Origin of the sequence: Micromonospora sp. NPDC005257 (genome assembly GCF_042872445.1) — a bacterium.
Lineage (GTDB): Bacteria > Actinomycetota > Actinomycetes > Mycobacteriales > Micromonosporaceae > Micromonospora.
This window is the reverse complement of sequence record NZ_JBIAKL010000012.1, coordinates 108,364-132,137: the sequence shown is the minus strand read 5'-3', so window position 1 is coordinate 132,137 and position 23,774 is coordinate 108,364. Positions and strand designations below refer to the sequence as shown.

The 23,774-nt window shown below is 73.5% G+C and carries 20 protein-coding genes; 14 read left to right on the top strand and 6 right to left on the bottom strand.

The annotated features are described in order from the left end of the window. The 10 genes from ACFYO8_RS24340 (at position 1) to ACFYO8_RS24295 (ending at position 9,346) form a co-directional block, all read left to right on the top strand. A complete protein-coding gene (locus ACFYO8_RS24340) occupies positions 1-948 on the top strand; it encodes a MurR/RpiR family transcriptional regulator (protein WP_354873218.1) in 948 nt (315 codons plus the stop codon). After that, positions 945-1,694 (top strand): SIS domain-containing protein, encoded by a 750-nt coding sequence (locus ACFYO8_RS24335; RefSeq protein WP_354873216.1) that lies wholly within the window; start codon positions 945-947, stop codon positions 1,692-1,694. The genes ACFYO8_RS24340 and ACFYO8_RS24335 overlap by 4 nt, the downstream gene beginning before the upstream one ends. Before the next feature lie 23 nt (positions 1,695-1,717). Beyond that, positions 1,718-3,130: an N-acetylglucosamine/diacetylchitobiose ABC transporter substrate-binding protein gene (gene ngcE / locus ACFYO8_RS24330; RefSeq protein WP_354873214.1), complete on the top strand. Its 1,413-nt coding sequence runs from the start codon at positions 1,718-1,720 to the stop codon at positions 3,128-3,130. A 22-nt stretch (positions 3,131-3,152) separates the two neighbouring features. Continuing rightward, the gene (locus tag ACFYO8_RS24325; protein ID WP_354873212.1) at positions 3,153-4,094 is read left to right on the top strand and encodes a sugar ABC transporter permease; all 942 of its coding nucleotides are present in this window, start codon (positions 3,153-3,155) and stop codon (positions 4,092-4,094) included. Positions 4,095-4,107: 13 nt separating this feature from the next. Beyond that, positions 4,108-5,058: a carbohydrate ABC transporter permease gene (locus ACFYO8_RS24320; protein WP_354873210.1), complete on the top strand. Its 951-nt coding sequence runs from the start codon at positions 4,108-4,110 to the stop codon at positions 5,056-5,058. Between the two features lie 36 nt (positions 5,059-5,094). Next, positions 5,095-6,798 carry a bifunctional 3'-5' exonuclease/DNA polymerase gene (locus ACFYO8_RS24315; protein WP_387257591.1) on the top strand — a complete coding sequence of 568 codons (1,704 nt, stop codon included), beginning with the start codon at positions 5,095-5,097 and terminating at the stop codon, positions 6,796-6,798. Between the two features lie 140 nt (positions 6,799-6,938). Next, positions 6,939-7,532 (top strand): nucleotidyltransferase family protein, encoded by a 594-nt coding sequence (locus tag ACFYO8_RS24310; protein WP_354873208.1) that lies wholly within the window; start codon positions 6,939-6,941, stop codon positions 7,530-7,532. 36 nt (positions 7,533-7,568) lie between these two features. Then, a complete protein-coding gene (locus tag ACFYO8_RS24305) occupies positions 7,569-7,901 on the top strand; it encodes a TfoX/Sxy family protein (RefSeq protein WP_387257572.1) in 333 nt (110 codons plus the stop codon). A 121-nt stretch (positions 7,902-8,022) separates the two neighbouring features. Next, positions 8,023-8,739, top strand: coding sequence for a VOC family protein (locus ACFYO8_RS24300; protein ID WP_354873206.1), 717 nt, complete (start codon positions 8,023-8,025; stop codon positions 8,737-8,739). A 121-nt stretch (positions 8,740-8,860) separates the two neighbouring features. Next, complete coding sequence (locus ACFYO8_RS24295) at positions 8,861-9,346, top strand: hypothetical protein (RefSeq protein ID WP_354873204.1); 486 nt, start codon at positions 8,861-8,863, stop codon at positions 9,344-9,346. A gap of 35 nt (positions 9,347-9,381) precedes the next feature. On the opposite strand, the gene ACFYO8_RS24290 is transcribed toward ACFYO8_RS24295, so the two are convergent. From ACFYO8_RS24290 to ACFYO8_RS24275, 4 genes are all read right to left on the bottom strand, one after another. Beyond that, positions 9,382-10,191 (bottom strand): metal-dependent hydrolase, encoded by an 810-nt coding sequence (locus tag ACFYO8_RS24290; RefSeq protein ID WP_354873202.1) that lies wholly within the window; start codon positions 10,189-10,191, stop codon positions 9,382-9,384. 109 nt (positions 10,192-10,300) lie between these two features. Then, on the bottom strand, positions 10,301-12,646 hold the full coding sequence (locus ACFYO8_RS24285) for a protein kinase (protein ID WP_387257571.1): 2,346 nt from the start codon (positions 12,644-12,646) through the stop codon (positions 10,301-10,303). A gap of 89 nt (positions 12,647-12,735) precedes the next feature. Then, positions 12,736-14,061 carry a glycosyltransferase family 4 protein gene (locus ACFYO8_RS24280; protein WP_387257569.1) on the bottom strand — a complete coding sequence of 442 codons (1,326 nt, stop codon included), beginning with the start codon at positions 14,059-14,061 and terminating at the stop codon, positions 12,736-12,738. A 127-nt stretch (positions 14,062-14,188) separates the two neighbouring features. Then, complete coding sequence (locus ACFYO8_RS24275) at positions 14,189-16,132, bottom strand: amylo-alpha-1,6-glucosidase (RefSeq protein WP_387257568.1); 1,944 nt, start codon at positions 16,130-16,132, stop codon at positions 14,189-14,191. 42 nt (positions 16,133-16,174) lie between these two features. On the opposite strand from ACFYO8_RS24275, the gene ACFYO8_RS24270 reads away from it, so the two are divergent. Continuing rightward, positions 16,175-18,895 (top strand): glucosidase, encoded by a 2,721-nt coding sequence (locus tag ACFYO8_RS24270; RefSeq protein WP_354873194.1) that lies wholly within the window; start codon positions 16,175-16,177, stop codon positions 18,893-18,895. Positions 18,896-18,986: 91 nt separating this feature from the next. Here the strand turns inward: ACFYO8_RS24270 and ACFYO8_RS24265 are convergent, their stop codons facing one another. Then, entirely contained in the window at positions 18,987-19,475 is a 489-nt protein-coding gene (locus ACFYO8_RS24265; RefSeq protein WP_354873192.1) for a hypothetical protein, read from the bottom strand. 181 nt (positions 19,476-19,656) lie between these two features. Beyond that, positions 19,657-20,976: a hypothetical protein gene (locus ACFYO8_RS24260; protein WP_354873190.1), complete on the bottom strand. Its 1,320-nt coding sequence runs from the start codon at positions 20,974-20,976 to the stop codon at positions 19,657-19,659. Between the two features lie 135 nt (positions 20,977-21,111). Between ACFYO8_RS24260 and ACFYO8_RS24255 the strand changes: the two genes are divergently transcribed. The 3 genes from ACFYO8_RS24255 to ACFYO8_RS24245 all read left to right on the top strand — a co-directional run bounded on the left by ACFYO8_RS24255 (position 21,112) and on the right by ACFYO8_RS24245 (position 23,721). After that, positions 21,112-21,810, top strand: a complete 699-nt coding sequence (locus ACFYO8_RS24255; protein WP_354873188.1) for an HAD family hydrolase — start codon at positions 21,112-21,114, stop codon at positions 21,808-21,810. Between the two features lie 22 nt (positions 21,811-21,832). After that, complete coding sequence (locus tag ACFYO8_RS24250; protein WP_354873187.1) at positions 21,833-22,618, top strand: DUF4184 family protein; 786 nt, start codon at positions 21,833-21,835, stop codon at positions 22,616-22,618. A 401-nt stretch (positions 22,619-23,019) separates the two neighbouring features. Beyond that, on the top strand, positions 23,020-23,721 hold the full coding sequence (locus tag ACFYO8_RS24245) for a hypothetical protein (protein ID WP_354873185.1): 702 nt from the start codon (positions 23,020-23,022) through the stop codon (positions 23,719-23,721). Positions 23,722-23,774 lie beyond the last annotated feature (53 nt).

Genomic DNA, 23,774 nt, shown 5'->3' with positions numbered 1-23,774 from the left:
ATGGCCGAGCACGAGGTGGAGACTCCCGCGGCGACCGCGGTGGTCGATGCCGGCCCGGCCGACCGGCTGGGCGCCGACGGGGTGCTGGCCAGGGTCCGGGCCGGCACGGGGGAGCTGACCGGGGCGCTGCGCCGGGTCGCCGAGCACGTGCTCAGCGACCCGGAGGCAGCGGCCCGGGCCACCATCGTCGAGCTGGCCGAGCGCAGCGGCACGTCACCGGCGACCATCACCCGGTTCTGCCGGGCCATGGGCTTCGACGGGTACGCGGACCTGCGGCTCGGCATCGCCGCCGAGACCGGCCGGGCGCGCTCCGCGGGCTGGACCGTCGACATCGGACGCGAGATCCAGCCCGGCGATCCGCTGTCCCGGGTGCTCGACCAGATCATGGCCGCCGACACGCGGGCCATGCACGACACCGCCGCCCTGCTCGACCTGGCCGAGGTGGAACGGGCGGCGGTAGCCATCGCCGGAGCCGGCCGGGTGAACATCTTCGGCGCGAGCGGCAGCGCGCTCGTCGGCGAGGAGATGCAGTTCAGCCTGCACCGCATCGGGGTCGCCGCGTGGGCCTGGAGCGACGTGCACGAAGGGCTGGCCAGCGCCGCGCTGCTGGGCGCCGGGGACGTCGCGCTCGGCATCTCGCACACCGGGCAGACGCGGGAGACGATCGAGCTGCTCGCCGAGGCCGGCAGTCGCGGAGCCACCACTGTCGCGCTGACCGGCTTCCTCCGATCGCCGCTGGCCGAGCTGGCCGACATCGTGCTGGTCACCGCCAGCCAGGCCACCACGTTCCGGCCGGACGCGCTCTCCGCCCGCCACCCGCAGCTCGTCGTGCTCGACCTGCTCTACATCGCGGTGGCGCAGCGCACCCACGACCGCGCCCACGCGGCCTTCCGGCGTACCGCCCAGGCCGTCGACGGGCACAAGGCCGCGAAGGGGTCCCTCTCATGATCAGTGCCCGGCGGTACGCCGACGCGGTCCGCCCGGTGCTCGACCGGCTGGTGGACAGCCAGGCCGTCGCGGTGGACCGGGCCGCCGACCTGATCGCCTCCGCCCTGCGCGCGGGTGGCGTCCTCCAGGCGTTCGGCGCCGGTCACTCGGAGGCGCTCGCCGCCGAACTGGTCGCCCGCGCCGGCGGCCTGGTCCCCGCCAACCGGATCTCCCTGCACGACCTCGTGCTGCACGGCGACGCGCCCCGCGACGTGCTCGCCGACCCGAAGCTGGAACGCGACCCGGCCGTGGCGCACCAGCTCTACGCGCTGGCGGTGCCGCAGCCGGAGGACGTGTTCGTGATCGCCTCGCAGTCCGGCATCAACGGCTCGGTGGTCGAGCTGGCGACGCTCGTCAAGCGCGGTGGCCATCAGTTGATCGCTGTCACCTCGGTCGAGCACACCGCCCGGGTAGCTCCTCGGCACCCCTCCGGGCACCGGCTCGCCGACCTCGCCGACGTCGTGCTGGACAACGGCGCGCCGTACGGCGACGCACTGCTGCCGCTCGAGGGCGGCGGCGCGGTCTGTGCGGTCTCCTCGGTCACCGCCGCGCTGCTGGCGCAGCTGCTGACCGCCGAGGTCGTACGACGGTTCCACCAGGCCGGAGAGGTGCCCCCTGTCTACCTCTCCGCCAACGTCCCCGGTGGGGACGAGCACAACCTCGCCCTCGAGTCGCGGTACGCCGGGCGCCTCCGGCGGACCGCCTGACCCGACCCACAAGGAGAGACAACATGTCGGTTTTCCCCGAGAAGTTCGGCGACGTCAGCCGTCGGACCCTGCTGCGGCGGGCCGCCGCGGCCGGCCTGCTGGCCGTACCGGCGGCGGGTCTGCTGAGCGCCTGTGCCGGCAGCGAGCCGAGCAAGTCCGACGGCGGCGGCGCGGCCAAGAGCAAGGACAACCCGTTCGGCGTCAAGGACGGCAGCGCGGTCAAGGTGGTCGTCTTCAACGGTGGCCTGGGCGACCAGTGGGCCAAGGAGGACAAGGTCGTCTTCAACGCCAAGCACCCGAACGTCACGGTCAACATGTCTTCGACCCAGAAGATCAAGACCGAAGAGCAGCCCAAGATGGCGACGCAGCCGAGCGACCTGGTGATGAACTCGGGCGCCGACATGATGGACCGCAGCACGCTGATCAACGAGGGCGCGATCGAGCCGCTGGACGACCTGCTCACCGCGCCGGCCTGGGACACCGAGGGGACGGTCGCCGACAGCCTGCTGCCCGGCACCGTCGCCGACGGTACGCAGAACGGCAAGTTCTACGTCGTCAACGTCGCGTACACGGTCTGGGGCAACTGGTACAACGCCGCCCTGTTCAAGAAGGAGGGCTGGACGGCGCCGACCACCTGGGACGAGTTCTTCGCGCTCGCGCCGAAGATCAAGGCCAAGGGCATGGCGCCGTACGTGCACGACGCGGTGCACGGCTACTACCCGCGCTGGGCGCTGTTCGCCAGCATCTGGAAGGCGGTCGGCAAGCAGGCCGTCGTCGACATCGACAACCTGAAGGACGGCGCCTGGAAGGCCGACGGCATCGTCGCGGCGCTGGAGCCGTGGGAGAAGCTGGTCAAGGACAAGCTGCTGCTGCCGGGCAAGCTCGACCACACCCAGTCGCAGCAGGCGTTCCTGGACGGCAAGGCGGCCTTCATCCAGGTCGGCACCTGGCTGAAGAACGAGATGGCCGCGACCATCCCGCCGGGCTTCGAGATGACCCTGTCCGACTACTGGAGCAAGAGCGGCGACAAGGCGGCGAAGGACGTCTTCGCCTCCTCCGGCGAGGGCTTCGTGGTGCCGAGCAAGGCGCCGAACAAGGAGGCCGCGAAGGAGTTCCTGCGGGCCATCCTCTCCAAGGCCGGCTCGGCGAAGTTCGCCGAGCTGACCAAGTCGCTGGCGTCCACCAAGGGCTCCGGCGACAACGTCCAGGACACCGCGCTGGCGTCGGCGAACACGCTGATGAAGAACGGCAGCTCGGACCTGATCTCGGTGAAGTTCCCGGACTTCTACGCCGACCTGGACAAGGAGAGCCAGAACCTCTCCGAGGAGCTGATGGCCGGCCGCCTGACCGCGCAGCAGTTCGTCGACAAGATGCAGGCGGCCGCCGACAAGGTCGCCAAGGACTCGTCGGTCAAGAAGCAGACCCGCACCGCCTGATCACCGCGAGGAAGTGAGTCCAATGCGGCACGGAGTCGCGCGTTTCGTCACGGGCTTCCTGGCCCTGCCCGTCGCGCTGTACCTGTTCTACGTGGTGTGGCCGTTCGCCCAGGCGGCGGGATACTCGCTGACCGACTGGGGCGGGTACTCCGATTCCCAGCGCTTCGTCGGGCTGGACAACTACGTCCGGCTGTTCTCCGACGAGCTGATCCGGAAGGCGTTCTGGCACAACGTGTTCTTCCTGGTCACCGTGCCGCTGTTCACGATCGCGCTGGCCCTGTTCCTCGCGTTCCTGCTCAACGTGGGCGGACGCGAGGACAGGGCCGGCATCCGCGGGGTGTTCGGCTCCGGGATCTACAAGGTCATCTTCTTCTTCCCGCAGGTGCTGTCGCTGGTGGTCATCGCCGTCATGTGGCAGCAGATCTACCGCACCGACGGGCAGGGCCTGATCAACGGCCTGCTCATCAAGGTCGGGCTGGTCGACGCCGACAACCCGATCGCCTTCACCGCCGACCCGGAGCCGTTCCTCGGCGTGCCGGCGGTGCTGTGGTGGCTGCTGTTCATCGCGGTCTGGAGCGGTGCCGGCTTCTACATGGTGCTGTTCTCCGCCGCGATGCAGTCGATCCCGAAGGACATCTACGAGGCGGCGATCCTCGACGGCGCGGGCCGGTTCCACACGTTCTTCAAGGTGACGCTGCCGCTGCTGCGGGACAGCATCTCGGTCGCCTGGGTGTATCTGGGCTTCATCGCGCTGGACATGTACGCGCTGGTCTTCGTCATGACGCCGAGCCAGGGCGGGCCGAACCACGCCAGCGAGATCTTCGCCTCGGTGATCCAGTTCAACGCGTTCCAGAAGGGCCAGTTCGGTTACGCCTGTGCCATCGCCGTCGCGCTGGCCATCTTCACCATCCTGCTGGCCGCGCTCCAGTTGAGGATCACCCGCCGTGAGCGGATCGAGTACTGAGGAGGTCTGGACGATGAGCACTGTGACCCACCCCTCCGGTCCGGCCCGGTCCGACACGGCGCCGCCGGACCGGCCCCCGGCGGACCGGCGGGAAACCGGCAACGGCTTCGGCGGCCGGATCTTCAACGGCTTCTCGCACCTGTTCCTCGCGGTCTGGGCGATCATGGTGGTCTACCCGCTGCTGTGGGTGGTGATGTCGGCGCTCAAGACCGACTCCGAGGTGATCCGCGAGCCGCTGTCGCTGCTCCCCGACGCGTTGCAGTGGGACAACTTCGCCCGCGCCTGGACCGCCGGGATCGACAGCTTCTTCCTCAACACGCTGCTCGTGCTCGCGTTCAGCGTGACGCTGACGATGCTGCTCGGCTCGATGGCCGCGTACGCGCTGGCGCGCTACGAGTTCCGCGGCAACCGGCTGATCTACTGGATGTTCCTGTCCGGTCTGACGCTGCCGATCTACCTGGCCGCGGTGCCGCTGTTCAAGGGCGTCTACAACACCGGGGTCGCTCTCCCGCTGCTCGGCCCGAACAAGCACCTCATGCTGATCCTGGTGTACGTGTCCTGGTCGCTGTCGTTCACGATCTTCTTCATGCACTCGTTCTTCCGGACGCTGCCCGACTCGATCGCCGAGGCGGCCCAGGTCGACGGGGCCTCGCACACCCGGACGTTCTTCAGCGTGATGCTGCCGATGGCCAAGCCGGGCCTGATCAGCATCGGCATCTTCAACGTGCTCGGCCAGTGGAACCAGTGGTACCTGCCGACGCTGCTCATGCAGTCGGTCTCCGGCGAGCCGAAGAACCAGGTGATCGCCCAGGGGCTGATCGAGCTGTCGGTCAACCAGGGGTACAAGTCCGACTGGTCCGGTCTGTTCGCCGGCGTCACGATGGCGATGCTGCCGGTGCTCATCGTGTACATCGTCTTCCAGCGCCAGGTGCAGTCCGGCCTCACCGCCGGCGTCGGCAAGTAGCCCGCCGGCCCCGGCTCGACGAGCCGGGGCCCCGGGCTGTCGGTGGCACCGGGCAGAATCGCGTCCGTGCTGGTGGCGGTGGTGGCGGACGAGCGGGGCGGCGGCGTGCTGCAACCCCTGCACGCCGACGGCACCCCGGCCGGCCCGCCCGGGGAGGTCGCCGACCTAGCCGCCGCCGTGGCCGCCCGCGAGGCCGCCGATCACCCCCGCTGGCTCTGGGCCGCCTGGGCGCCCGTCTACCCGGCGCTGCTGCGCGCCGGGGTGCGGCTCGACCGCTGCCACGACGTCGAGCTGACCGAGGCGCTGCTGCTCGGGCACGCGGGCCGCTGGGGTGAGCCCCGCGCGCTGCCCGCCGCGTGGGCCCGGCTGACCGGCACGCCGGTCCCGCCGGACCCGTCGCCCCGCCCGCCCGAGCCACCCGGCCACGCCCAGGCCGCGCTCTTCGAGCCGCCGTCCGGCCCGCCCGGTCCGGGCATCACGGCGTTGACGAGGGTGTACGCCGGCCAGCTCGCCCGGATCGCCGCGACCACGCACCCCGGCCGGTTCCGGCTCCTGGTGGCCGCCGAGTCGGCGGGCGCGCTGGTGGCCGCCGAGATGGGCGCGGCCGGCCTGCCGTGGCGTGCCGACGTGCACGACGCGATCCTGGCCGGGCTGCTCGGCGCGGCGTCCCCGGTCGGCGGGCCGCCGCGTCGGCTGGCCGAGTTGCAGGCCCGGATCGCCGACGCGTTCGGCGTACGCCAGGTGCACGCCGACTCGCCCGCGGAGCTGTTGCGGGCGTTCGCCCGCGCCGGCGTGGACCTGCCGAACACGCGCGCGTGGGTGCTGCGCGGGGTGGAGCACCCGGCGGCGCCGCTGGTCCTGGAGTACAAGGAGCTGTACCGGATCTGGACGGCGCACGGCTGGGCCTGGCGCGACGCCTGGGTCTCGGGCGGCCGGTTCCACCCGGAGTACGTGCCCGGCGGCGTGGTCTCCGGCCGGTGGGCGACCCGGGGCGGCGGGGCGTTGCAGATCCCGAAGGTGATCCGGCAGGCAGTGGTGGCGGACCCGGGCTGGACGTTCGTGGTGGCCGACGCGGGCCAGCTCGAACCGCGTGTGCTCGCAGCGGTCTCCGGCGACGAGCGGCTCGCGGCGGCGGGCGGCGCGGGTGACCTGTACGCGGCCCTGGCCCGGGACGCGTTCGGCGGTGACCGGGCGAAGGCGAAGGTGGCTCTGCTCGGGGCGATGTACGGGCAGACCGGCGGTGCGGCCCTGCCGGCCCTGGCGGTGCTGCGCAAGAGCTATCCGACCGCGTTCGGCTACGTCGAGGCGGCGGCGCGCACCGGTGAGGCGGGCGGGCTGGTCCGGTCCTGGCTGGGGCGTACCTGCCCGCCCGGGTCGGCCGGGTTCGCCGAGGGGGAGGAGGCGGTGCCGGACGGCGGGCCCGATCCGCACAGCCCGTCGGCCCGGGCGGCCCGCTCGCGGGGGCGCTTCACCCGCAACTTCGTCATCCAGGCCACCGCCGCGGAGTGGGCCTCGACGCTGCTCGCCACGCTGCGCACCGAGCTGGCCGGCACGGGGGCGGAGCTGGTCTTCTTCCAGCACGACGAGGTGATGGTGCACTGCCCGGCCGGGCAGGCGGCGGCGGTCGCCGAGGCGGTCACCGCCGCCGGCGCGCGGGCCACCCGGCTGCTGTTCGGCGACACGCCGGTCCGGTTCCCGCTCGACCTGTCTACTGTCGACTGCTACGCGGACGCGGCATAGTCGCACAAAATTCCGTTTTGCCCCGCTACCCGCCCCCGGCCGCGATCGTTGGGCCCGGTGTGCGTACGACGGGACGGGCCGGGCGGCTGTGCCCGGTCCGACCCCTGATCGAGGGGGCACCGCTGAACCGGATCGCTGCAATGATCATCGCCGCCGGTGGCGGCCGCCGCATCGGCGGACCCGAAGCGCTGCTGCACCAGGGCGAAAGGCCACTGGTCAGCCAGATGGTCGACACGATGACCGAGGCGGGCTGCGCGCAGGTCGTGGTCGTCCTGGGCGCGGCGGCCGAGCAGGTACGGCAGACCACCGACCTGAGCGGCGCCACCGTCGTGGTCAACCGCGCCTGGGGCACCGGGGTCGGTTCCTCGATCCGGGCCGGGCTCGCCGCGCTCACCGACGACGACATCGAGGCGGTCGTCGTGGTGCCGGTGGACATGCCCGGGCTCACCGCCGCGGCGGTCCGCCGGGTGACCGCGCTGCCGTACCCGGACGTGCTGGTCTGCGCCACCTACGACGGGCTGCGCGGCTACCCGATGCTGTTCGGCCGCCGGCACTGGTCCGGCATCGCCACGCTGGCCAGCGCCGACGTGGGGGCGCGGCCGTACCTGCTGGCGCACAAGGACCAGATCGTCGACATCGCCTGCGACTCGGTGGCCGACGGCAGCCGGATCGACAGTCCGGAGCTGATGGCGCTCTACGGCCTGTCCATCCCCGAACAACGCGTCGGCGCCTGACGCGCCGTTGTCGGACCCCGATGCCACGATGCCGCCATGGCCTACGACGAGGACCTGGCGAACCGGGTACGGGAACGCCTCGGGCCCGAGCCCGGGATCACCGAGCGGCGCATGTTCGGCGGCCTGGCGATGATGCTGCGCGGCAACATGGCGGTGGTGGTGCGCGGCGCGGGCGGCCTGATGGTCCGGGTCGACCCGGCCGAGGTCGACCGCGCGCTCGCCGAGCCCGGTGCTGAGGCGACAGTCATGCGGGGCCGGGAGATGCGGGGCTGGGTCACCGTGTCGCCGGCCGCCTGCGAGCGCGACGCCGACCTGGCCCGCTGGGTCGACGGGGCCGTCCGCTTCGCGCGCACCCTGCCGGGGAAGTAACGCGCGAATTCGCGTGCCCGCTGCCGGCGAGGTGGCACCGCGTCGAAACCCGGCTGCGCGGCCGGGCCCGCCCGCCTACGCTACTGACCTGCCGACGGCGACGCGGATCGGAGACGGGCGGATGGCTGTTCACCTTCACGCGGTGAGCCTCGATGCGGGCGACCCGCCGCGGCTCGCGCGGTTCTGGTCCGGGGTGCTGGGCCGCGAGATCGTGGACGACCCGCGCGAGGGCGTGGCGCTGGGCGGCGACGCCCACAGCGACTTCCGCATCCGGTTCCTGCCGACATCCGCCCCGAAGACAGCGCAGAACCGGATCCACTTCGACCTGACCAGCGCGTCACCGCGGGCGCAGGGGGAGACGGTGGCCCGGGCACTGGCGCTGGGCGGCCGGCACATCGACATCGGCCAGGGCCCGGACGACGACCATGTGGTGCTCGCCGACCCGGAGGGCAACGAGTTCTGCGTCATCGGGGCGGGCAACGGCTTCCTCGCCGGTTGCGGCTTTGTCGGTGCGGTGAACTGCGACGGCACGCGGGCGGCCGGTCTCTTCTGGAGCGAGGCGCTGGGCTGGCCGCTGGTCTGGGACCAGGACGAGGAGACCGCGATCCAGTCGCCGCGCGGGGGCGCGAAGGTCACCTGGAGCGGCCCGCCGCTGATGCTCAGCGAGGGCCGGGACCGGGTACACCTGGATCTGGTCGCGGCCGGCGACCGGGACGCGGAGATCGACCGGCTGTGCGCGCTCGGCGCGACCCGGGTCGGCACGGGAAGGCACACCGCAGGCGACGTGGTGCTGGCCGACCCGGACGGCACCGAGTTCTGCCTCCTGACAGCCCGGTGATGCGGGTTCGGCCCCAGGGACCGCACCCGCACGGGGCCCTGCCCGCCCCCACCTCGATGCGGCGAGGCGCTACCGTTCCGATCGGACGGTCGTCGTGCCGTCCGCGAGGGGAGGGGACAACGTGGGAGCCACCGTCGCTCGACATCTCGCCGGAGCCGCGGCGGCCTGGCTCGTCGTCGTCGCGGAGGCGGTGGTCGGCTACCTCGGCCTGCTGGCGTACGCGCTGGTCACCGGCGCCGACCCGGGCGGCCCGCTGGCCGGGCCACTGCTGGTGCTGATCGCGGCGCTGCTCGGCGTGGCCGGGCTGCCACTGCTGTTCGCGCCGGCCGTCGCGCTCGGCGAGGCCGCGGGCCGGCGGCGGTTCGGCCGGGGTCTGGCGTATGCGGGGCTCGTCGCGGTCGTGCTGGCCGCCGGGTACGCCACGGCGGTCGCGGTCGCCACGGACGTGCCGGGCGCCCGGGTGCCGCTCGTGGCCGGGATCGGCGCGCTGCTGGCCCTCCCGCCGACGGCGGCGTACGCGCTCAGCGCCGGCGGCGTGGGATGGGCGGCCCGGCTGATCGGGCGCCGGGCGGCCACTGCCGGTCCGCTGCCCGCCGAAGCGGGCTGACCCGCTCGGGCCGATCTTCCGGACGTCCGCTCCGGCTACACCTGGATGTTGAAGCGTTGCAGCACCGACGGGGCGACCAGCCCCAGCGCGGCCAGCACGGAGAGCACCGTCATCGCGGTGCGCAGCACCACGGTCTCGGCCTTGCTGCCGGTGCGCAGGGCGATCTTGTTCGGGAGCCCGATCATCGTCCACATCCGGCGTTTGATCGGGATGGGCCAGAGGATCGGCACCCCGGCTCGGGTGATCATGTCGCCGAGGATGTGCACGAAACAGCCCACCCCGACCGCGAAGCCGATCATCGGATAGCCGCGGTCACCGGGCAGGGTGGCGAACGTGAACCAGGCCGCGGCGGCGGACACCAGCGTGACCACCACCCAGCCGGCGCGCTCGGCCCACTCGTCGAAGAGCCCGCGCAGCGCCAGGCCGATCATGAAGAAGAGGATGCCGACCACCGCCCACTTGCCGTAGTGGGCGCAGAGCGCGGTGGTGCCCCAGCCGACGAGCACCGTGAACGGGATGGTGTGGGTCAGCGTGCGGTGCCCGTTGTTGCGGCGTGGATCCTTGCTGAGCTTCGTGGCGTAGTAGACGCCGAGCGAGATCTTCTCCACCACCTCGGCGACGAAGAGGCTGAACACGCCGAACGTGCGCGCCACGGTGGCGCCGCCCTGGTTCCGGGTGACCTTCCCGGACAGGTCCAGGTCGGGGAAGAGCGCCCCGCCGGCGCAGACCGCGGTGCCCACCGCCAGCGCCAGCGGTGTCTGGTGGTAGTCCGCGAACTGGGCCATCGCCCAGGAGCCGGTCAGCCACACCGCCGCGCCCGAGAGCGCGTGGGACGGTCCCATCATCTCGGCTCGCCCTTCCCGAAGATCTTGATCTACGAAACTACGCCACTGTAGTCAGCCGGTACGACGGCGGGGCATCACCCGGACGGTCCACAGAGGAGGGAGCGCCGGTTCAGCCCGCGGTACGGGTGGGCCGGACCGTGCCGAGGCTCGCGCGGATGACCGCGAACTGTTTCGAAGCCGCCTGCCAGTCGGCGTCGGACGTGGTCCAGCCGAGCGTCCAGCCGGCCCGCTCGCCGGGCAGCACGCGCAACGCGTGCATCCGCTCCCCGTACGGCGCGGTCCAGAGACACTCCCACGCCGCTCCCGGGCCGTCGGGCTCCAACCGGAGCTTCCGGTACAGCGGCAGCCGGCCGGCGGAGTTCAGATCCCGCTCGGACGACTTCAACCGGCCCACCGGATCGCCACCCGGGTACGGCTCGACGCCGAGGATGCGCCGGCTGGCCGGGTCCTGGAAACAGGTGGTGTCGCCGGAGCGCAGTTGCAGCCAGCCGGCGGGCAGGGCGATGCGGAAGCCGCCGGTGTCGGCGGGCCAGACCCAGCCGGCCGGAACTGTCACCGGCGGGTCGTCGGGGGGTGGCCCCTTGCGGACCGGTGTGCCGGCCACGTCGGGCCGGACGCAGGGGAACGGCGGGGGTGGCAGGCCCGGCCCGGGCTGGCGGTCCCAGGGGCGGGTGACGACGGCCTCTGGGGAACGGACCGGCTGCGGCGGATCGTCGCGGCCGCCGGTGATCGCCAGCGCGGTGCCCACGCCCGTCGCCACTGCCAGCAGCACGGCGCCCAGCACGACTCCCCAGCGGTGCAGCGGGTTCCGGCCAGCGGCGGGCAGCGGCGGGTCGGCGGGGCGGGGGACCCCGGCGGGCCGGGGCGGGGCGGGATGCACCGCGCCGCTGTCGACCGGCCCGCTGTGCGCGACCGGAGGAGGCTTGGACACCGGCGCGGAGCCGGGGCCGCCGATGTGTACCGGACTGAGGGCGTCGGCGCGGGGGGCCGACTCGGGCCCGCTCGGGCTGCCCGGGTCGACGAAGCTGGTGAGGACCGTGGGACCGAGGCTGATCGGGCCCGGGTGGGCCGGCCCGCCCCGGGGCGGTTCCGGCTCCGTGGTCGCATCCGGGTCACCGGCCCGGTCCCGCTCCGGGCCGCCGGCCCGGGCGTGCTCCGGCGGCGCCGCCCGGCCGACCGCACCCGAGCGATCGGCCGCACCCGAGCGATCGGCCGCACCCGAGCCGGCGGCGCCCGAACCTCGGTCGGCGGCCGGACCGCCTGTCGCATCCGGGCGGCGGTTCGCATCCGGCCGGCCGGCCGCGGACGACGGGGACGGGAGGCCGGCGGAATCCGAGCGGCGGCCGGCCGAACCGGGCACGTCCGCCGGTCCGGTGGCGTCGCCCGGTGGCGGCGCGCGGTCGCCCTCGGCGGGCGGGGCCCACTCGCTGCGCTTCGCCGCCCGGCTCCACGCCCGCGCGGCGGCGGCCGGCGGCATCAGGTCCGGGTAGATGCCGCCCGCAGGCGCGGCCGGGTTGCCCGCGAGCGCCGCGCCGTCACCGGGGGCGCCGCGTGCCGGACCGGGGGCCTCGCGCCCGGCCGCCCGGTCGGACGACGCGGCGGTGGCGCGGCCGGCGGACCCGGCGGCCTCCCCGTCGACCTCCGACACGGCGGCCACGCCGAGCAGCCGGGCCGTCTCGCGGTGCCCCATGCGGGTACGCGGATCGCGGCGCAGCAGCCCGGCCAGCACCGGCGTCAGCGGGCCGGCGTGCGGGGCCGGGTCGGGCGGCCGGGTGGCGAGCGCGGCGAGCGTGGCCATCGCGGTGCTGCGGGCGTACGGCGAGCGGCCCTCCACCGCGGCGTGCAGCGTGGCGCCGAGCGACCACATGTCCGCCTCGACGCTCGACACGCCCTCGGCGGCCCGCTCCGGGGCGACGTACTGGGGGGAGCCGAGGACCAGGCCGGGCCGCGTCATGGCGCCGTCGCCGCCCTCGAACACGGCCAGCCCGAAGTCGGTGAGCAGCACCCGCCCGTCCCGGGCCAGCAGCACGTTCGCGGGCTTCACGTCCCGGTGCAGCACCCCGGCGTCGTGCGCGGCGCGCAGCGCGGCGAGCACCGACAGGCCGATCTCGGCGGCCCGCCCGGGCGGCAGCGGCCCGTCGCCCTCGATGATCTCCTGGAGGGAGCGGGACGGGACGTACTCCATGATCAGCCAGGGTTCGCCCTGGACCCGGACGACGTCGTAGACCCGCACCACGTTGGGGTGGTTGAGCCGCGCGGACGTCCGCGCCTCGCGCAGCGTACGGGCGCGCAGCTCGTCCTGCTCGTTCTCGGCGAGCCAGTTCGGCGGCACGACCTGCTTCACCGCGACCTCGCGTTGCAGCTCCTCGTCGCGCGCCCGCCAGACCTGGCCCATCCCGCCGCGGCCGACCAGTTCGAGCAGGCGGTACCGCCCCGCGATCACTACCTCCCGCACCGCACTCCTCACCGCTGGTCAGTGGTCCACAATAGCCAACGGATCGGACGGTACCTATCGCATGTCAGTGAGTCATGTCCCCCGGGGGCCTAACTTGCCGCGCCGGCGAGCAGGTTCCCCTCCGGGACGGCGATCGGGGACCGGTCGCCGGCCAGCAGGCGGGTGGCCCGGCGGGCCTGGAACGTGTCGTGGTCACGGCGGGCGGCGGCGTAGGCGGCAGCGGTCCGGGCGGCGATCGCCGACCAGGCGTACCGCCGGCTGACCATGGTCCGGGCCTTTCGGGCCACCCGCCGGGCGAAGACCTCGTCGCCGAGCAGCCGGTCGACGGCGCCGGCCAGCGCGTCCGGATCGCCGTGCGGGAACGTCACCCCCGTCACCCCGGGCTCGACGATCTCGGCCAGCCCGCCGGTGCGGGCCACGGCGAGCGGCGCGCCGGCCGCCGCCGCCTCCAGCGCGATCATGCCGAACGGCTCGTAGAGGCTGGGGATGACCGTGGCGTCGGTGGCGGCCAGCACCGCGGGGAGCTGGGTGGCGTCCATGAAACCGGCGAACCGGACCGTGTCCCCGACGTGCAGCCGCCGCGCCTGGTCGACCAGCTCGTCCTTGTACGGCCCGTCCCCGGCGATCACCACACGCAGGCCGGGGTGCCGCTTCGCCAGGTGTGGCACGGCGTGCACCAGGTGCTGGACGCCCTTCTCGTAGACCAGCCGGCCGGCGTACCCGACCAGCGGCCCGCCCGCCGCGAAGCGGGCCCGGGCGGAGGCGACCGCGTGCGGCCGGGCCCGCCAGGCCCGGTCGTCGACGCCGTTGGCGACCACGTCGATGCGCCCGGCCGGTACGCCGAACAGCCGGGCCACCTGGTCGCGCATGTAGCCGGAGCAGGCGATCACCCGGCCGGACTCGCCGGCCAGCCAGTGCTCGACGCCGTGGATGGTGCGGTTCATCTCCTCCGGCAGCCAGCCCTGGTGCCGGCCCGCCTCGGTGGCGTGGATGGTGGTCACCAGCGGCACGTCCAGGTGCTCGGCCAGCGTGACCGCGGTGTGCGCGACGAGCCAGTCGTGGGCGTGGATGACGTCGTAGGCGCCGGAGGAGGCGGCGCGCAGGGCGGCCCTGGTGAGGGTGTGGTTGAACGCCATGGTCCAGGCCAGCAGGGAGCCGGTGGCGAGCGGGAACCGGACCGGGTCCTCGGCGGCGCGGACGATGCGCACGCCGTCGGCGTACTCCTCGAGGGGTGCGCCGTCGGCGTGGCGGGTGACGACGGTGACCTCGTGCCCGGCGGCGGCCAGGGCGACCGACAGCGCGTGGACGTGGCGGCCGAGCCCACCGACGAGCACCGGCGGGTACTCCCAGGAGAGCAGCAGCACCCGCAGGCGCCGGGCGGGCTGGATGTCGATCACTTCGGCGTCAGCTGACACGCGGCCCCCTTTGAGTTGTGGCGTCCCCACCCCGGCGGCGTCGCCGTGGTGTCCGGTGGAGTCGTCACCCATCCTGCCGAGGCGTCGATAACCGGCGACGACGCGCCGGTTGCCGGTCTGTAACGCGTTACCGGCGCATCCGCCGCGCACGCAGCATCTCGGCCACCGACCACGCCTGGAACGGGCAGCCGGTGGCCGCGTGCGGGGCCGTGCCGTCGGCGGTCTCGCTCACCGAGCCCAGGCCGTCCTCGGTGAGGTGGCCCACCAGTCCCACCAGCAGGTCGTCGGTGGGCAGCCCGGCCCGGCGGTACGCGTCGAGCAGCGGCCCGGTCAGCCACGGCCAGACGGTGCCCTGGTGGTACGCCGAGTCCCGCTCGGCGGGCCCGCCCCGGTGCCGGCCGGTGAATCCGGGGAAGTCCGGGGCGAGGCTGCGCGGGCCGAGCGGCGTGAACAGCGCCTCGGTGACCCGGCGCAGCGTCACCTCGTCCGGCTCCAGCGGCGCGTGCGGCAGCGACCAGGCGAGCAGTTGGTTGGGGCGCAGCAGGTCGTCGTCGTGGTGCGGGGCCCCGCCGAGCGGGTACGCGGGCGCCGGGGCGTCCACCACGTCGTGCAGCCAGCCGGCCGGGGCGGGGAACCGTTCCCGGAACGCGGCGGTGGCCCGGTCGTGCAGGGCGTGCAGCGGGGCGGCGTCGCGTCCGGCCAGCTCGGTCAGCTCGGCGAGCCCGGCCAGCCCGTTGATCCACAGCGCGTTGACCTCGACCGGCTTGCCGGTACGCGGGGTCACCGGCCTCCCGTACACCCGGGCGTCCATCCAGGTCAGCGCCACGTCCGGCGGGCCGCCCTGGGTCAGCAGCCCGTCGGCCGGGTCCACGCCGATGCCGTACCGGGTGCCCGCCACGTGCGCCTCGACGACGCCGTGCAGCGCGGGCAGCAGCTCGTCGCCGAGGTCGGTGTCCCCGGTGACGGTGACGTGCCGGTGGACCGCGTGCAGGAACCACAGCGTCGCGTCGACGGTGTTGTACTCGACCCGGCCGGTGTCGGCCGTGTTCGCCAGCATGCCCTCGTTCAGCGTGGCCGCGTACGCCCGCAGCAGGTCCCGGCCCTCGTCGGCGCGGCCGGTGCACAGGAACAGACCCTCGTAGGAGATCATCGTGTCCCGCGACCAGGCGCCGAACCAGGGGTAGCCGGCGACCACGTCCGGGCCGGTGGCGGTGCGTACCACGAACGCGTCGGCGGCCAGCGCGAGCGTCGCCTCGACCGCGTCGGCGGGTTTCGCCGCGGCCACCACCGCCCGGCTGCGCCGGCGGGCGGCCTCCACCACCGCGGTCGCCGGTGGCGGCTCCTCGGCCAGGTCGTCCGCCCAGGCCAGCACCGAGACGGTCGCGCCCGGCTCGTCGAGCGCGCCGGTGAACCGGCCCGCGTACCAGAGGTCCTCGTCCGGGTGCAGGCCGCGCTCGGCCTCGGTGCGGTGACGCACCCCGTGCCACCACTGCCCCACCGGGGTCCAGTCCGGCCCGGCGAGCCGGTACGCGCCGTCGACCACGGCGCCGCCGGCCGCCGGCTCCAGCCGGGGCGCCGGACCGTCCGCCCGCCGCTCGCCGTGCGCGTCGCGCCAGGTGCAGGCCGCCGCGAGGTCCAGCCGGACCGGGCCGCCGGAGACCAGCCGGTGCACCACCGCCACGCAGGAGCGGCCGTACGTCATGGCGATCTCCCGCTCGATCACCACGTCGCCGATGCGCCACCGCCAGCGCGGCACCCCGTCGGCGAGGTCGAAGTGCTCCAGCTGTTCGAAGCCGCGCGGGTCCACCACGCCGGAGGACCACTCGTGCGCGCCGAGGCGGACCTGCCGCCCCGACGGCAGGGTCACCGCCGGGTCGAGGCTCACGAGTCCCACCTTGCGGGACGCGGGCGTGTCACCGGCCACCACGAGGAGCCCGTGGTAGCGGCGGGTACGCAGCCCGGCGACGGTGCCCATGGCGTAACCGCCGCGCCCGTCCGTGACCAGCCATTCCCGCGCGGCGGCGGTGGACAGCTCGCCGCAGACCCGTGGCCCGAAACGGATGTCGATCAACTTTCCTCCACCGGCAGCGAGGTGTGACATGCCACGGCGACAATGGCCGCTGTGGAGAAGTACCCGGGCGGCGTCGAAGATGAGCCAGTGATCACCGACCGGTCGACCTCCGCGTCCCCCGACCCCGAGCGGCACCGGCTCGCCCAGGCCGACGCCGGGGAGCAGGACTGGCGCGCATGGGGCCCCTATCTGTCCGAGCGGGCGTGGGGGACGGTACGGGAGGACTACAGCGAGCACGGCACGGCGTGGGACTACTTCCCCCACGACCACGCGCGGTCCCGAGCGTACCGGTGGAACGAGGACGGCATGGCGGGCGTCTGCGACGACCGGCAGACGTTCTGCTTCGCCCTCGCCCTGTGGAACGGGCGCGACCCGATCCTCAAGGAGCGGATGTTCGGCCTCGGCGGCGACGGCGGCAACCACGGCGAGGACGTCAAGGAGTACTGGTGGTACCTCGACAGCACTCCGACGCACTCCTTCATGCGCTGGCGCTACCACTATCCGCAGGCCGCCTTCCCGTACGACGAGCTGGTCGCGGTGAACGCGCTGCGCGGCCGGGACGACACCGAGTACGAGCTCGTGGACACCGGCATCTTCGACGACGACAGGTACTGGGCGGTGACTGTCGACTACGCCAAGGCGTCCCCGGCCGACATGTGCGTGCTGATCACCGTGGCGAACCGGGGCGACGAGGACGCGACGCTGCACGTGCTGCCCACGCTGTGGTTCCGCAACACGTGGGCGTGGGGGCTGCCCGGCACCGACCGGGTGCCGAAGCTGGTCGGCGAGCCGGCCGGGGAGCGGTCGGGGGCCCGGCTCGTCGGTGAGCACGGGGTGCTCGGCCAACTGCTGCTGGAGGGCGACGGCGACCCGGTGCCGCTGCTGTGCGACAACGAGACGAACGCCGAGCGGCTGTGGGGGCTGCCCGGGCGGTCGCCGTACCCGAAGGACGGCATCAACGACCACGTGGTGGCCGGCGCGGACACCGTCAACCCGGAGCGCATCGGCACCAAGGGCGCGCTGCACTACGTGCTGGACGTGCCGGCCGGCGAGAAGCGGCAGATCCGGTTGCGGCTGGCCCGCACCGCGCCGCCGCCGGCCAGCGCGCCGCCCGCACCGGCCGACCTGGGCCACGGTTTCGACACGGTGCTGTGGGCCCGCCGGGCCGAGGCGAACCGGTTCTTCGACAGCGTCATCCCGGCCGCCGCCACCGCCGACGAGGCACTGGTGGCCCGCCAGGCCATCGCCGGGCTGATGTGGGGCAAGCAGTTCTACCACTTCGACGTCGAGCGGTGGCTGTCCGGCGACCCCGGCTCCGCGCCACCGCCGGCCGGCCGACGGCACGGGCGCAACAGCGGCTGGTGGCACATGAACAGCTTCGACGTGATCTCCATGCCGGACCCGTGGGAGTACCCCTGGTACGCGGCCTGGGACCTGGCCTTCCACTGCGTCACCATCGCCCGGGTCGACCCGGGCTTCGCCAAGGAGCAGATCCTGCTGCTGCTGCGCGAGTGGTACCTGCACCCCAACGGGCAGATCCCGGCGTACGAGTGGGCGTTCGGGGACGTGAACCCGCCGGTGCACGCCTGGGCGGCGCTGAAGGTCTTCGAGATCGACGGCGCCCGCGACCACGAGTTCCTCGCCCGGGTGATGCACAAGCTGCTGCTCAACTTCACCTGGTGGGTCAACCGCAAGGACACCGGCGGCAACAACGTCTTCGAGGGCGGCTTCCTCGGGCTGGACAACGTCGGCCCGTTCGACCGCTCGGCCGCGCTGCCGGTCGCCGGGGTGCTGGAGCAGTCCGACGGCACCGGCTGGATGGCCATGTACGCGCTCAACCTGCTCGACATGGCGATCGTGCTGGCCGAGCACGACCGCACGTACGCCGACACCGCCACGAAGTTCTTCGAGCACTTCGCGTACATCGCCACGGCGGCGTACCACCAGGGGCTCTGGGACGCCGAGGACGCGTTCTTCTACGACGTGCTGCGTCTGGCCGACGGCACGAAGGTGCCGCTGAAGGTCCGCTCGGTGGTCGGGCTGCTGCCGCTGGCCGCGGTCACCCGGCTGTCCGCCCGGACCATGCGCCGACTGCCCGAGCTGGGCGCCCGGCTGCGCTGGTTCCTCACCAACCGCCCGGAGTACGCGGAGGTGATCGGCGCCCGCCGGCTGGGACCGGACGGCCGCCAGCAGCGGCTGCTGTCGATGGTCGCGCCGGACCAGGTGGTGCGGCTGCTGGCCCGGATGCTCGACACCGACGAGTTCCTCTCCGAGTACGGGCTGCGCACGCTGTCCCGGGCCCACCTGGACAAGCCGTTCACCGTCATGCTCGGCGGGCAGGAGTTCAGCGTCGGGTACGAGCCGGCCGAGTCGACCAGCGGCCTGTTCGGCGGCAACTCCAACTGGCGCGGCCCGATCTGGATGCCGACGAACTTCCTGCTGATCAGCGCGCTGCGCGACTACGCCGCGTTCTTCGGCGACGACCTCCAGGTCGAGTATCCGACCCGGTCCGGCGTCAAGCGCACGCTGGACGAGATCGCCGACGACCTGTCCGCCCGGCTGATCTCGTTGTTCACCCGCGACGACTGGGGACGGCGGCCGATCTACGGCGCCGCGCAGCTCTTCCAGACCCACCCGGACTGGCGCGACCTGATCTGCTTCCCGGAGTACTTCCACGGCGACAACGGCGCCGGCCTGGGCGCCTGGCACCAGACCGGCTGGACCGCGCTGGTCGCCGACCTGATCCTCACGTTGCGCCGTTGACCGTGGGTCGCCGAATCGGCGTGGCGCGGAATCCGAGAAATAGCCGGCGGCCCGCTCGAATTGAGCGGGCCGCCGGTTGACTCGGCGATTTTCAGCGCGATCTGGCCACCGTGCACATATTCCAGGTGGGCGACCAGCCGGTGGCGACCTTCCATATGGCTGCGTCGGGCAGGCTGTAGTTCACCTTCGCCCAGGTCTGCGCGTTCTGGCTGCACGTGCGTTGGAAAGTGGGTCCGAAACAGGCCGTCGTCTGGTTGGCGCTGAGGTAGCTGAAGTTGCAGGAGACGGTGGAGAGCGGCTGGCCGACGGAGTACAGGGTCAGTGTCGGCGCCTGGATCTGGATCGTGCTCGACCTCTTGTTGGTCACCGTGACGACGGCCTGGGTCGCCTGGCCGTTCACGACCACGCAGACACTGACCGCGGCGATCGAGGTGTCCGAGCTCGCCTGGGAGCAGTGCCACTTGGACGAGTAGGTGTAGGACTGCCAGCCGGGTGCGGCCTGTGCCGAAGCCGGAAAGGCGAGGACGGCGGCCATCGTCGACGCGAGGGCGACAATGAGGCGGGAGAGGGGGAATCGCATTAATTGCTCCTCCGTTGGTCCCCGTTAATTATGCAACCCTTTATACACAGAGGCAGCGACGAAGGTCAATGCTTGTATTGCGGGTGCCGATGTGTTGCGCTGCGGGAACGCCGAGAGTCGCGGGCGGAATCGATGCTTCGCCGACGGTGGGGCGCGACGGAGAACGTCGCGCCCCACCCATTCAGGGCAGCGGCAGGAACGCCAGCCGGGCGTGGTACTCCCCGGCCACCGTCACGGTGTCGCTGCCGACCCACAGGCCCCGGTCGGTGGCGTACAGCTCCTGGGTGCCGACGCCCCGGTCCTTGGTCGGGTTCCACGGCAGCGCCTTGCCGGTGGTCGGGTGGATCGCCCCGATGCCCGGCCGGGACACCGCGCCCGGACCAGCGGAGTTGCGGCCCTGCGGGTTGTCCAGCCAGCGCTGGTGGCCCCCGACGTAGACCGCCGCGCCGGTCACCGCCACCGACAGCAGCGTGTCGCCGCCGGTGTAGTTGGCCCAGGCCGGCTGCTTGCCGCCGGTGGCCGTACCGAACTCGAAGCGCGCCGCGGTGTCGCAGAGCGTGCCCGCGAACGGGCCGCCGGTGGTGACCACCGCGAACCAGGCGCCGTCCGGAGAGATGTCCACGCCGCGCAGGTACGACGGCATCGACTTCGCGCACTGCGGCTGGTAGCGGTCGGTGGCCCAGCCGGAGAGCGTGGCGCCCGCGCCGGACAGGTTTGCCACCGCGAGCTGGTGCCGCACCACGCCGGCGACGGTGCTGAAGTTGCCGGCGAACACCAGCCGGGTGCCGTCGGGGGAGGCGTCGAGCGCCTCCACCTTCACCGGCGCGGTGGCCCCGGAGGTGGTCTTGCGCGGACCGGCCAGGTTCAGGTCGACCGACGCGTCGGCCGCCCCGGTGGTGGCGTTCACCGCAGCCAGGGCCCGCCGGGTCACCCCGCCGACGGTCTGGAACGCGCCGCCGACGATCAGCCGGTTACCGACCAGGCGCATGTCGTTCACCTGGTTGTTCAGCGCCGGCGTGGTGAACCCGGCGACCCGGGCGCCGGTGGCCGCGTCGATCCGGGCCAGCCGGGACGCCGCCGTGCCGTTGACAGTGGTGAACGCACCGCCGATGTAGAGCGAGCGGCCGTCCGGCGCGGGCGCGAGCGCCTTGACCGCGCCGTTCACCTGCGGCCGGAACGTGGTGTCGATCCGGCCGGTGGTCGCGTCCAGGGCCACCAGCCGGGGCATCGCCAGCTGGGCCGACTGACCGGCGTTGCGCACCTTGGTGAACGTGCCGGCCACGTACACGCGGTTGCCGATCTGCAGGATCCGGTGGACGGTGCCGTCCAGCGCGTGCGGCGTCCAGTCGACGGGGTTCGTGCCGACCACTGTGGTGTGCGCGGCGTTGAGGGCGAGCGCCGGGGAACCCGGCAGCGCCGCGCCGGTGACCGCGAGCGTCGCGGCCACCGCGACGGCCACCCGCCGCCGGCGTCCAGGTGGATGATCAGGTGAGGTCTTCATGGCCGAAGCATGCCGTCGGACCAGGGATTCCGCAGTCGGGTAGCCGCCGGTAACCGGCAACCGACCGGATAATCCGCGTGGCCCGTCCGGCGGCCGGGCAGTACGGTGTCCGGGGTCCACGAGGGAGGGGATGCGATGCCGCCGCGCCGGGAGGCCGCCGTGCTGGTCTTCGACGCCGACGACACGCTCTGGGAGAACAACGTCCTGTTCGAGCGCGTCATCGACGACTTCCTCACCTGGCTCGACCACCCCACGCTCGACCGGGCGCGGATCCGTGAGGTGCTCGACGACATCGAGCGCGCGAACGCCGTCGCGCACGGCTACGGCAGCAAGGTCTTCCTGCGCAGCCTCGGGGAGTGCCTGGAGAGGCTGCGCGAGCGTCCGGCCACCGCACGGGAGCGCGCCGAGATCGAGCAGCTCGCCGCGGCGCTGGTCGGGCACCAGGTCGAGCTGATGCCGGGCGTGGCCGAGACGCTCGACGACCTGGCCGGGCGGCACGAGCTGCTGCTGCTGACCAAGGGCGAGCGCGAGGAGCAGCAGCGCAAGCTGGACGCGTGCGGACTGCTGCACCACTTCCGGGCCGCGCACATCGTGCCGGAGAAGGACGCGGACACCTACCGCTGGCTGGCCCGCGAGCACGCCTTCGACCCGGCCGCCGCGTGGATGATCGGCAACTCCCCGCGCTCGGACATCCTGCCCGCGCGGGCCGCCGGGATGAACGCGGTCTTCATCCCGAACGAGAACACCTGGATCCTGGAGCACGACGAGCTGGACCCGTCCGACTCCCGGGTGATCCGGCTGGCCGGGTTCCCCGACCTGGTCCAGCACTTCTGAGCCGGCCGGTAACGTCCGGAGGGTGCCGCTGACCTTCCCGTCGCACCTGGCGCCGGTGCTGCCGCTCAAACTGTGGCGGCCGGGCTGGTTCGACGGCGTGGCGCTGTGCACCGGCGCGGTGGCGCCGGATGTCGCGTACCTGTTCACCGGCACGCGGCTGGCGCTCGACATGGGGACGCACACGCTCGGCGGGCTGCTGTGGTGGTGCCTGCCGGTCGCCCTCGGGTACGCCTGGGTGGTGCGCCGCGTGGTCGCCGGCATCGCGGTGCACCTACCCGCGCGGCGGCTGTTCGGCTGGCGCTGGTACGCGACGCTGGCCACGGTGCGCCATCCCTGGCAGGTGACCGTCTGCTCGGCGCTCATCGGCGCGTTCAGCCACGTGGCGTGGGACCGGGCCAGCCACAGCGAGCGGCTGCCCCGGCTGCTCGGCGTCGCCGACTTCCACGCCGTGACCGGCGTGTACTGGTACCAGTTCGCGGACCTGGTGACCGGTCTCGGCGGCGGGCTGCTGGTGATCGTGCTGGCCGTCTACGAGGCCCGCCGCGGGTTGCGGGCCGACGGCGGGCACCTACCCGCGCCGGAGGCGAACCCGAACGTGTTCTGGCGGGTGGCGCTGGCGGTCACCGGGCTCGGCGCGCTGCTGCTGCCCGCGCTGCCGGCGGCCGGTGTCGCCGCCCCGGCGGGCGTACGGGCGCTGCACGTGGTCGCGCTGGCGCTCGTCGCCGGGGCGGTGGCGGCCCGCACCGGCCCGCCGTCGCCGGCCGGGCGCAGTGGGCGTCTCGAAGTCGAACAGCGCGAAACCGGCTGACCCCGTTACGCCGACATGCCGCAATTCGGCATAGACATCAATCACAACCGCGGCCGTCGGTCATCGCTTGTCCGGCCTGCGCGAACGCGCCTAACCTGAGCCGGCGCCCACGCCTCGTCGGGGTGAGGCGGTGGCGCACCGGAGTCCGGTGGTGAGAGCACCGTGGAGCTGAGTGCGGGCATGCCGGCTCGCCGTGCGGAGCCCGGCGGAAGGCGTCGTGCCACGCCTGCCGCGCTCCCGCGGCGCAGACCGCCACCCAACCGGACGGCCGGGGTCAGGACCGGGGAGTTGCGGACCCGGTCCTGACCCGTCCGGCACCCGCCACCAGCACGTTGAATCGCCACCGGATCGCGGGTGGGACACCCCTGGTGCGCGGGGCGGTAACGGAGCGAGACTGAGTCATGACACCTCAGCGCGTACCGCTGCTCGCCGGTCTGGTCGTGCTGTTCGCGGCGGCATGCACGGCGACCGGCCACGACGGCGCGTCCCCGGCGCCCACCCCGACGGTCGCGGCGGCCTCCGAGCCGGCCCCCACCGACGCGCCGGAGGTCACCCCGACCCCGCCGGTGCCGACCGATGCCGCGTCGGCCGCCGGGTCCTGGCGCGTCACCTGGGGATGGGCGGTGCCCGGCGGCCCGGCCCGGGTGACCCATCGGGTACGGGTGCCGGTCACCCCGCCGCCCGGGGAGCCGCTGCCCGTCCTGGTGGCGATCGCCGTCGGCGACCATCCGGCGGAGGGGTTCAGCCGGATCGCGTTCGTCTTCCGCGGGCCCACCCCGTCCTACGAGGTCTCCTACGTGCCGCAGGTGGTGACCGAGGGGCGGAACGCGCCGGTCACGCTGCCCGGCACCGCCTACCTGTCGGTGCGGTTCGATCCGGCCCAGGCCCACGACGCCCGCGGCGGCGGGACGGCGGACCTGCCGCCCGCGGCGATCCGCTTCCCCACGCTGCGCGGATGGGCGGCGGCCGGCGACTTCGAGGGACACCTCAGCTTCGGGCTCGGCCTGCGACCGCCCGACGGCGGCCGGCTGCCGGTGCGGCTGGGGGAGTCCGACCGCCCGGACGGCACCCACGTCGTGGCCGTCGACGTCCGCCGGAGCTGACCGGAGCGCCGGATCGCCGCCGCCGGGCGGTAGCTGAGATATAGCCGCCGGTG

Excerpts from the sequence above, each read along its gene's own strand:
- ACFYO8_RS24340 (WP_354873218.1), top strand. The coding sequence starts at position 1 with ATGGCCGAGCACGAGGTGGAGACTCCCGCGGCGACCGCGGTGGTCGAT.
- ACFYO8_RS24335 (WP_354873216.1), top strand. The coding sequence starts at position 945 with ATGATCAGTGCCCGGCGGTACGCCGACGCGGTCCGCCCGGTGCTCGAC.
- ngcE (WP_354873214.1), top strand. The coding sequence starts at position 1,718 with ATGTCGGTTTTCCCCGAGAAGTTCGGCGACGTCAGCCGTCGGACCCTG.
- ACFYO8_RS24325 (WP_354873212.1), top strand. The coding sequence starts at position 3,153 with ATGCGGCACGGAGTCGCGCGTTTCGTCACGGGCTTCCTGGCCCTGCCC.
- ACFYO8_RS24320 (WP_354873210.1), top strand. The coding sequence starts at position 4,108 with ATGAGCACTGTGACCCACCCCTCCGGTCCGGCCCGGTCCGACACGGCG.
- ACFYO8_RS24310 (WP_354873208.1), top strand. The coding sequence starts at position 6,939 with ATGATCATCGCCGCCGGTGGCGGCCGCCGCATCGGCGGACCCGAAGCG.
- ACFYO8_RS24305 (WP_387257572.1), top strand. The coding sequence starts at position 7,569 with ATGGCCTACGACGAGGACCTGGCGAACCGGGTACGGGAACGCCTCGGG.
- ACFYO8_RS24300 (WP_354873206.1), top strand. The coding sequence starts at position 8,023 with ATGGCTGTTCACCTTCACGCGGTGAGCCTCGATGCGGGCGACCCGCCG.
- ACFYO8_RS24290 (WP_354873202.1), bottom strand. The coding sequence starts at position 10,191 with ATGATGGGACCGTCCCACGCGCTCTCGGGCGCGGCGGTGTGGCTGACC.
- ACFYO8_RS24270 (WP_354873194.1), top strand. The coding sequence starts at position 16,175 with ATGGCCGCTGTGGAGAAGTACCCGGGCGGCGTCGAAGATGAGCCAGTG.
- ACFYO8_RS24265 (WP_354873192.1), bottom strand. The coding sequence starts at position 19,475 with ATGCGATTCCCCCTCTCCCGCCTCATTGTCGCCCTCGCGTCGACGATG.
- ACFYO8_RS24260 (WP_354873190.1), bottom strand. The coding sequence starts at position 20,976 with ATGAAGACCTCACCTGATCATCCACCTGGACGCCGGCGGCGGGTGGCC.
- ACFYO8_RS24255 (WP_354873188.1), top strand. The coding sequence starts at position 21,112 with ATGCCGCCGCGCCGGGAGGCCGCCGTGCTGGTCTTCGACGCCGACGAC.
- ACFYO8_RS24245 (WP_354873185.1), top strand. The coding sequence starts at position 23,020 with ATGACACCTCAGCGCGTACCGCTGCTCGCCGGTCTGGTCGTGCTGTTC.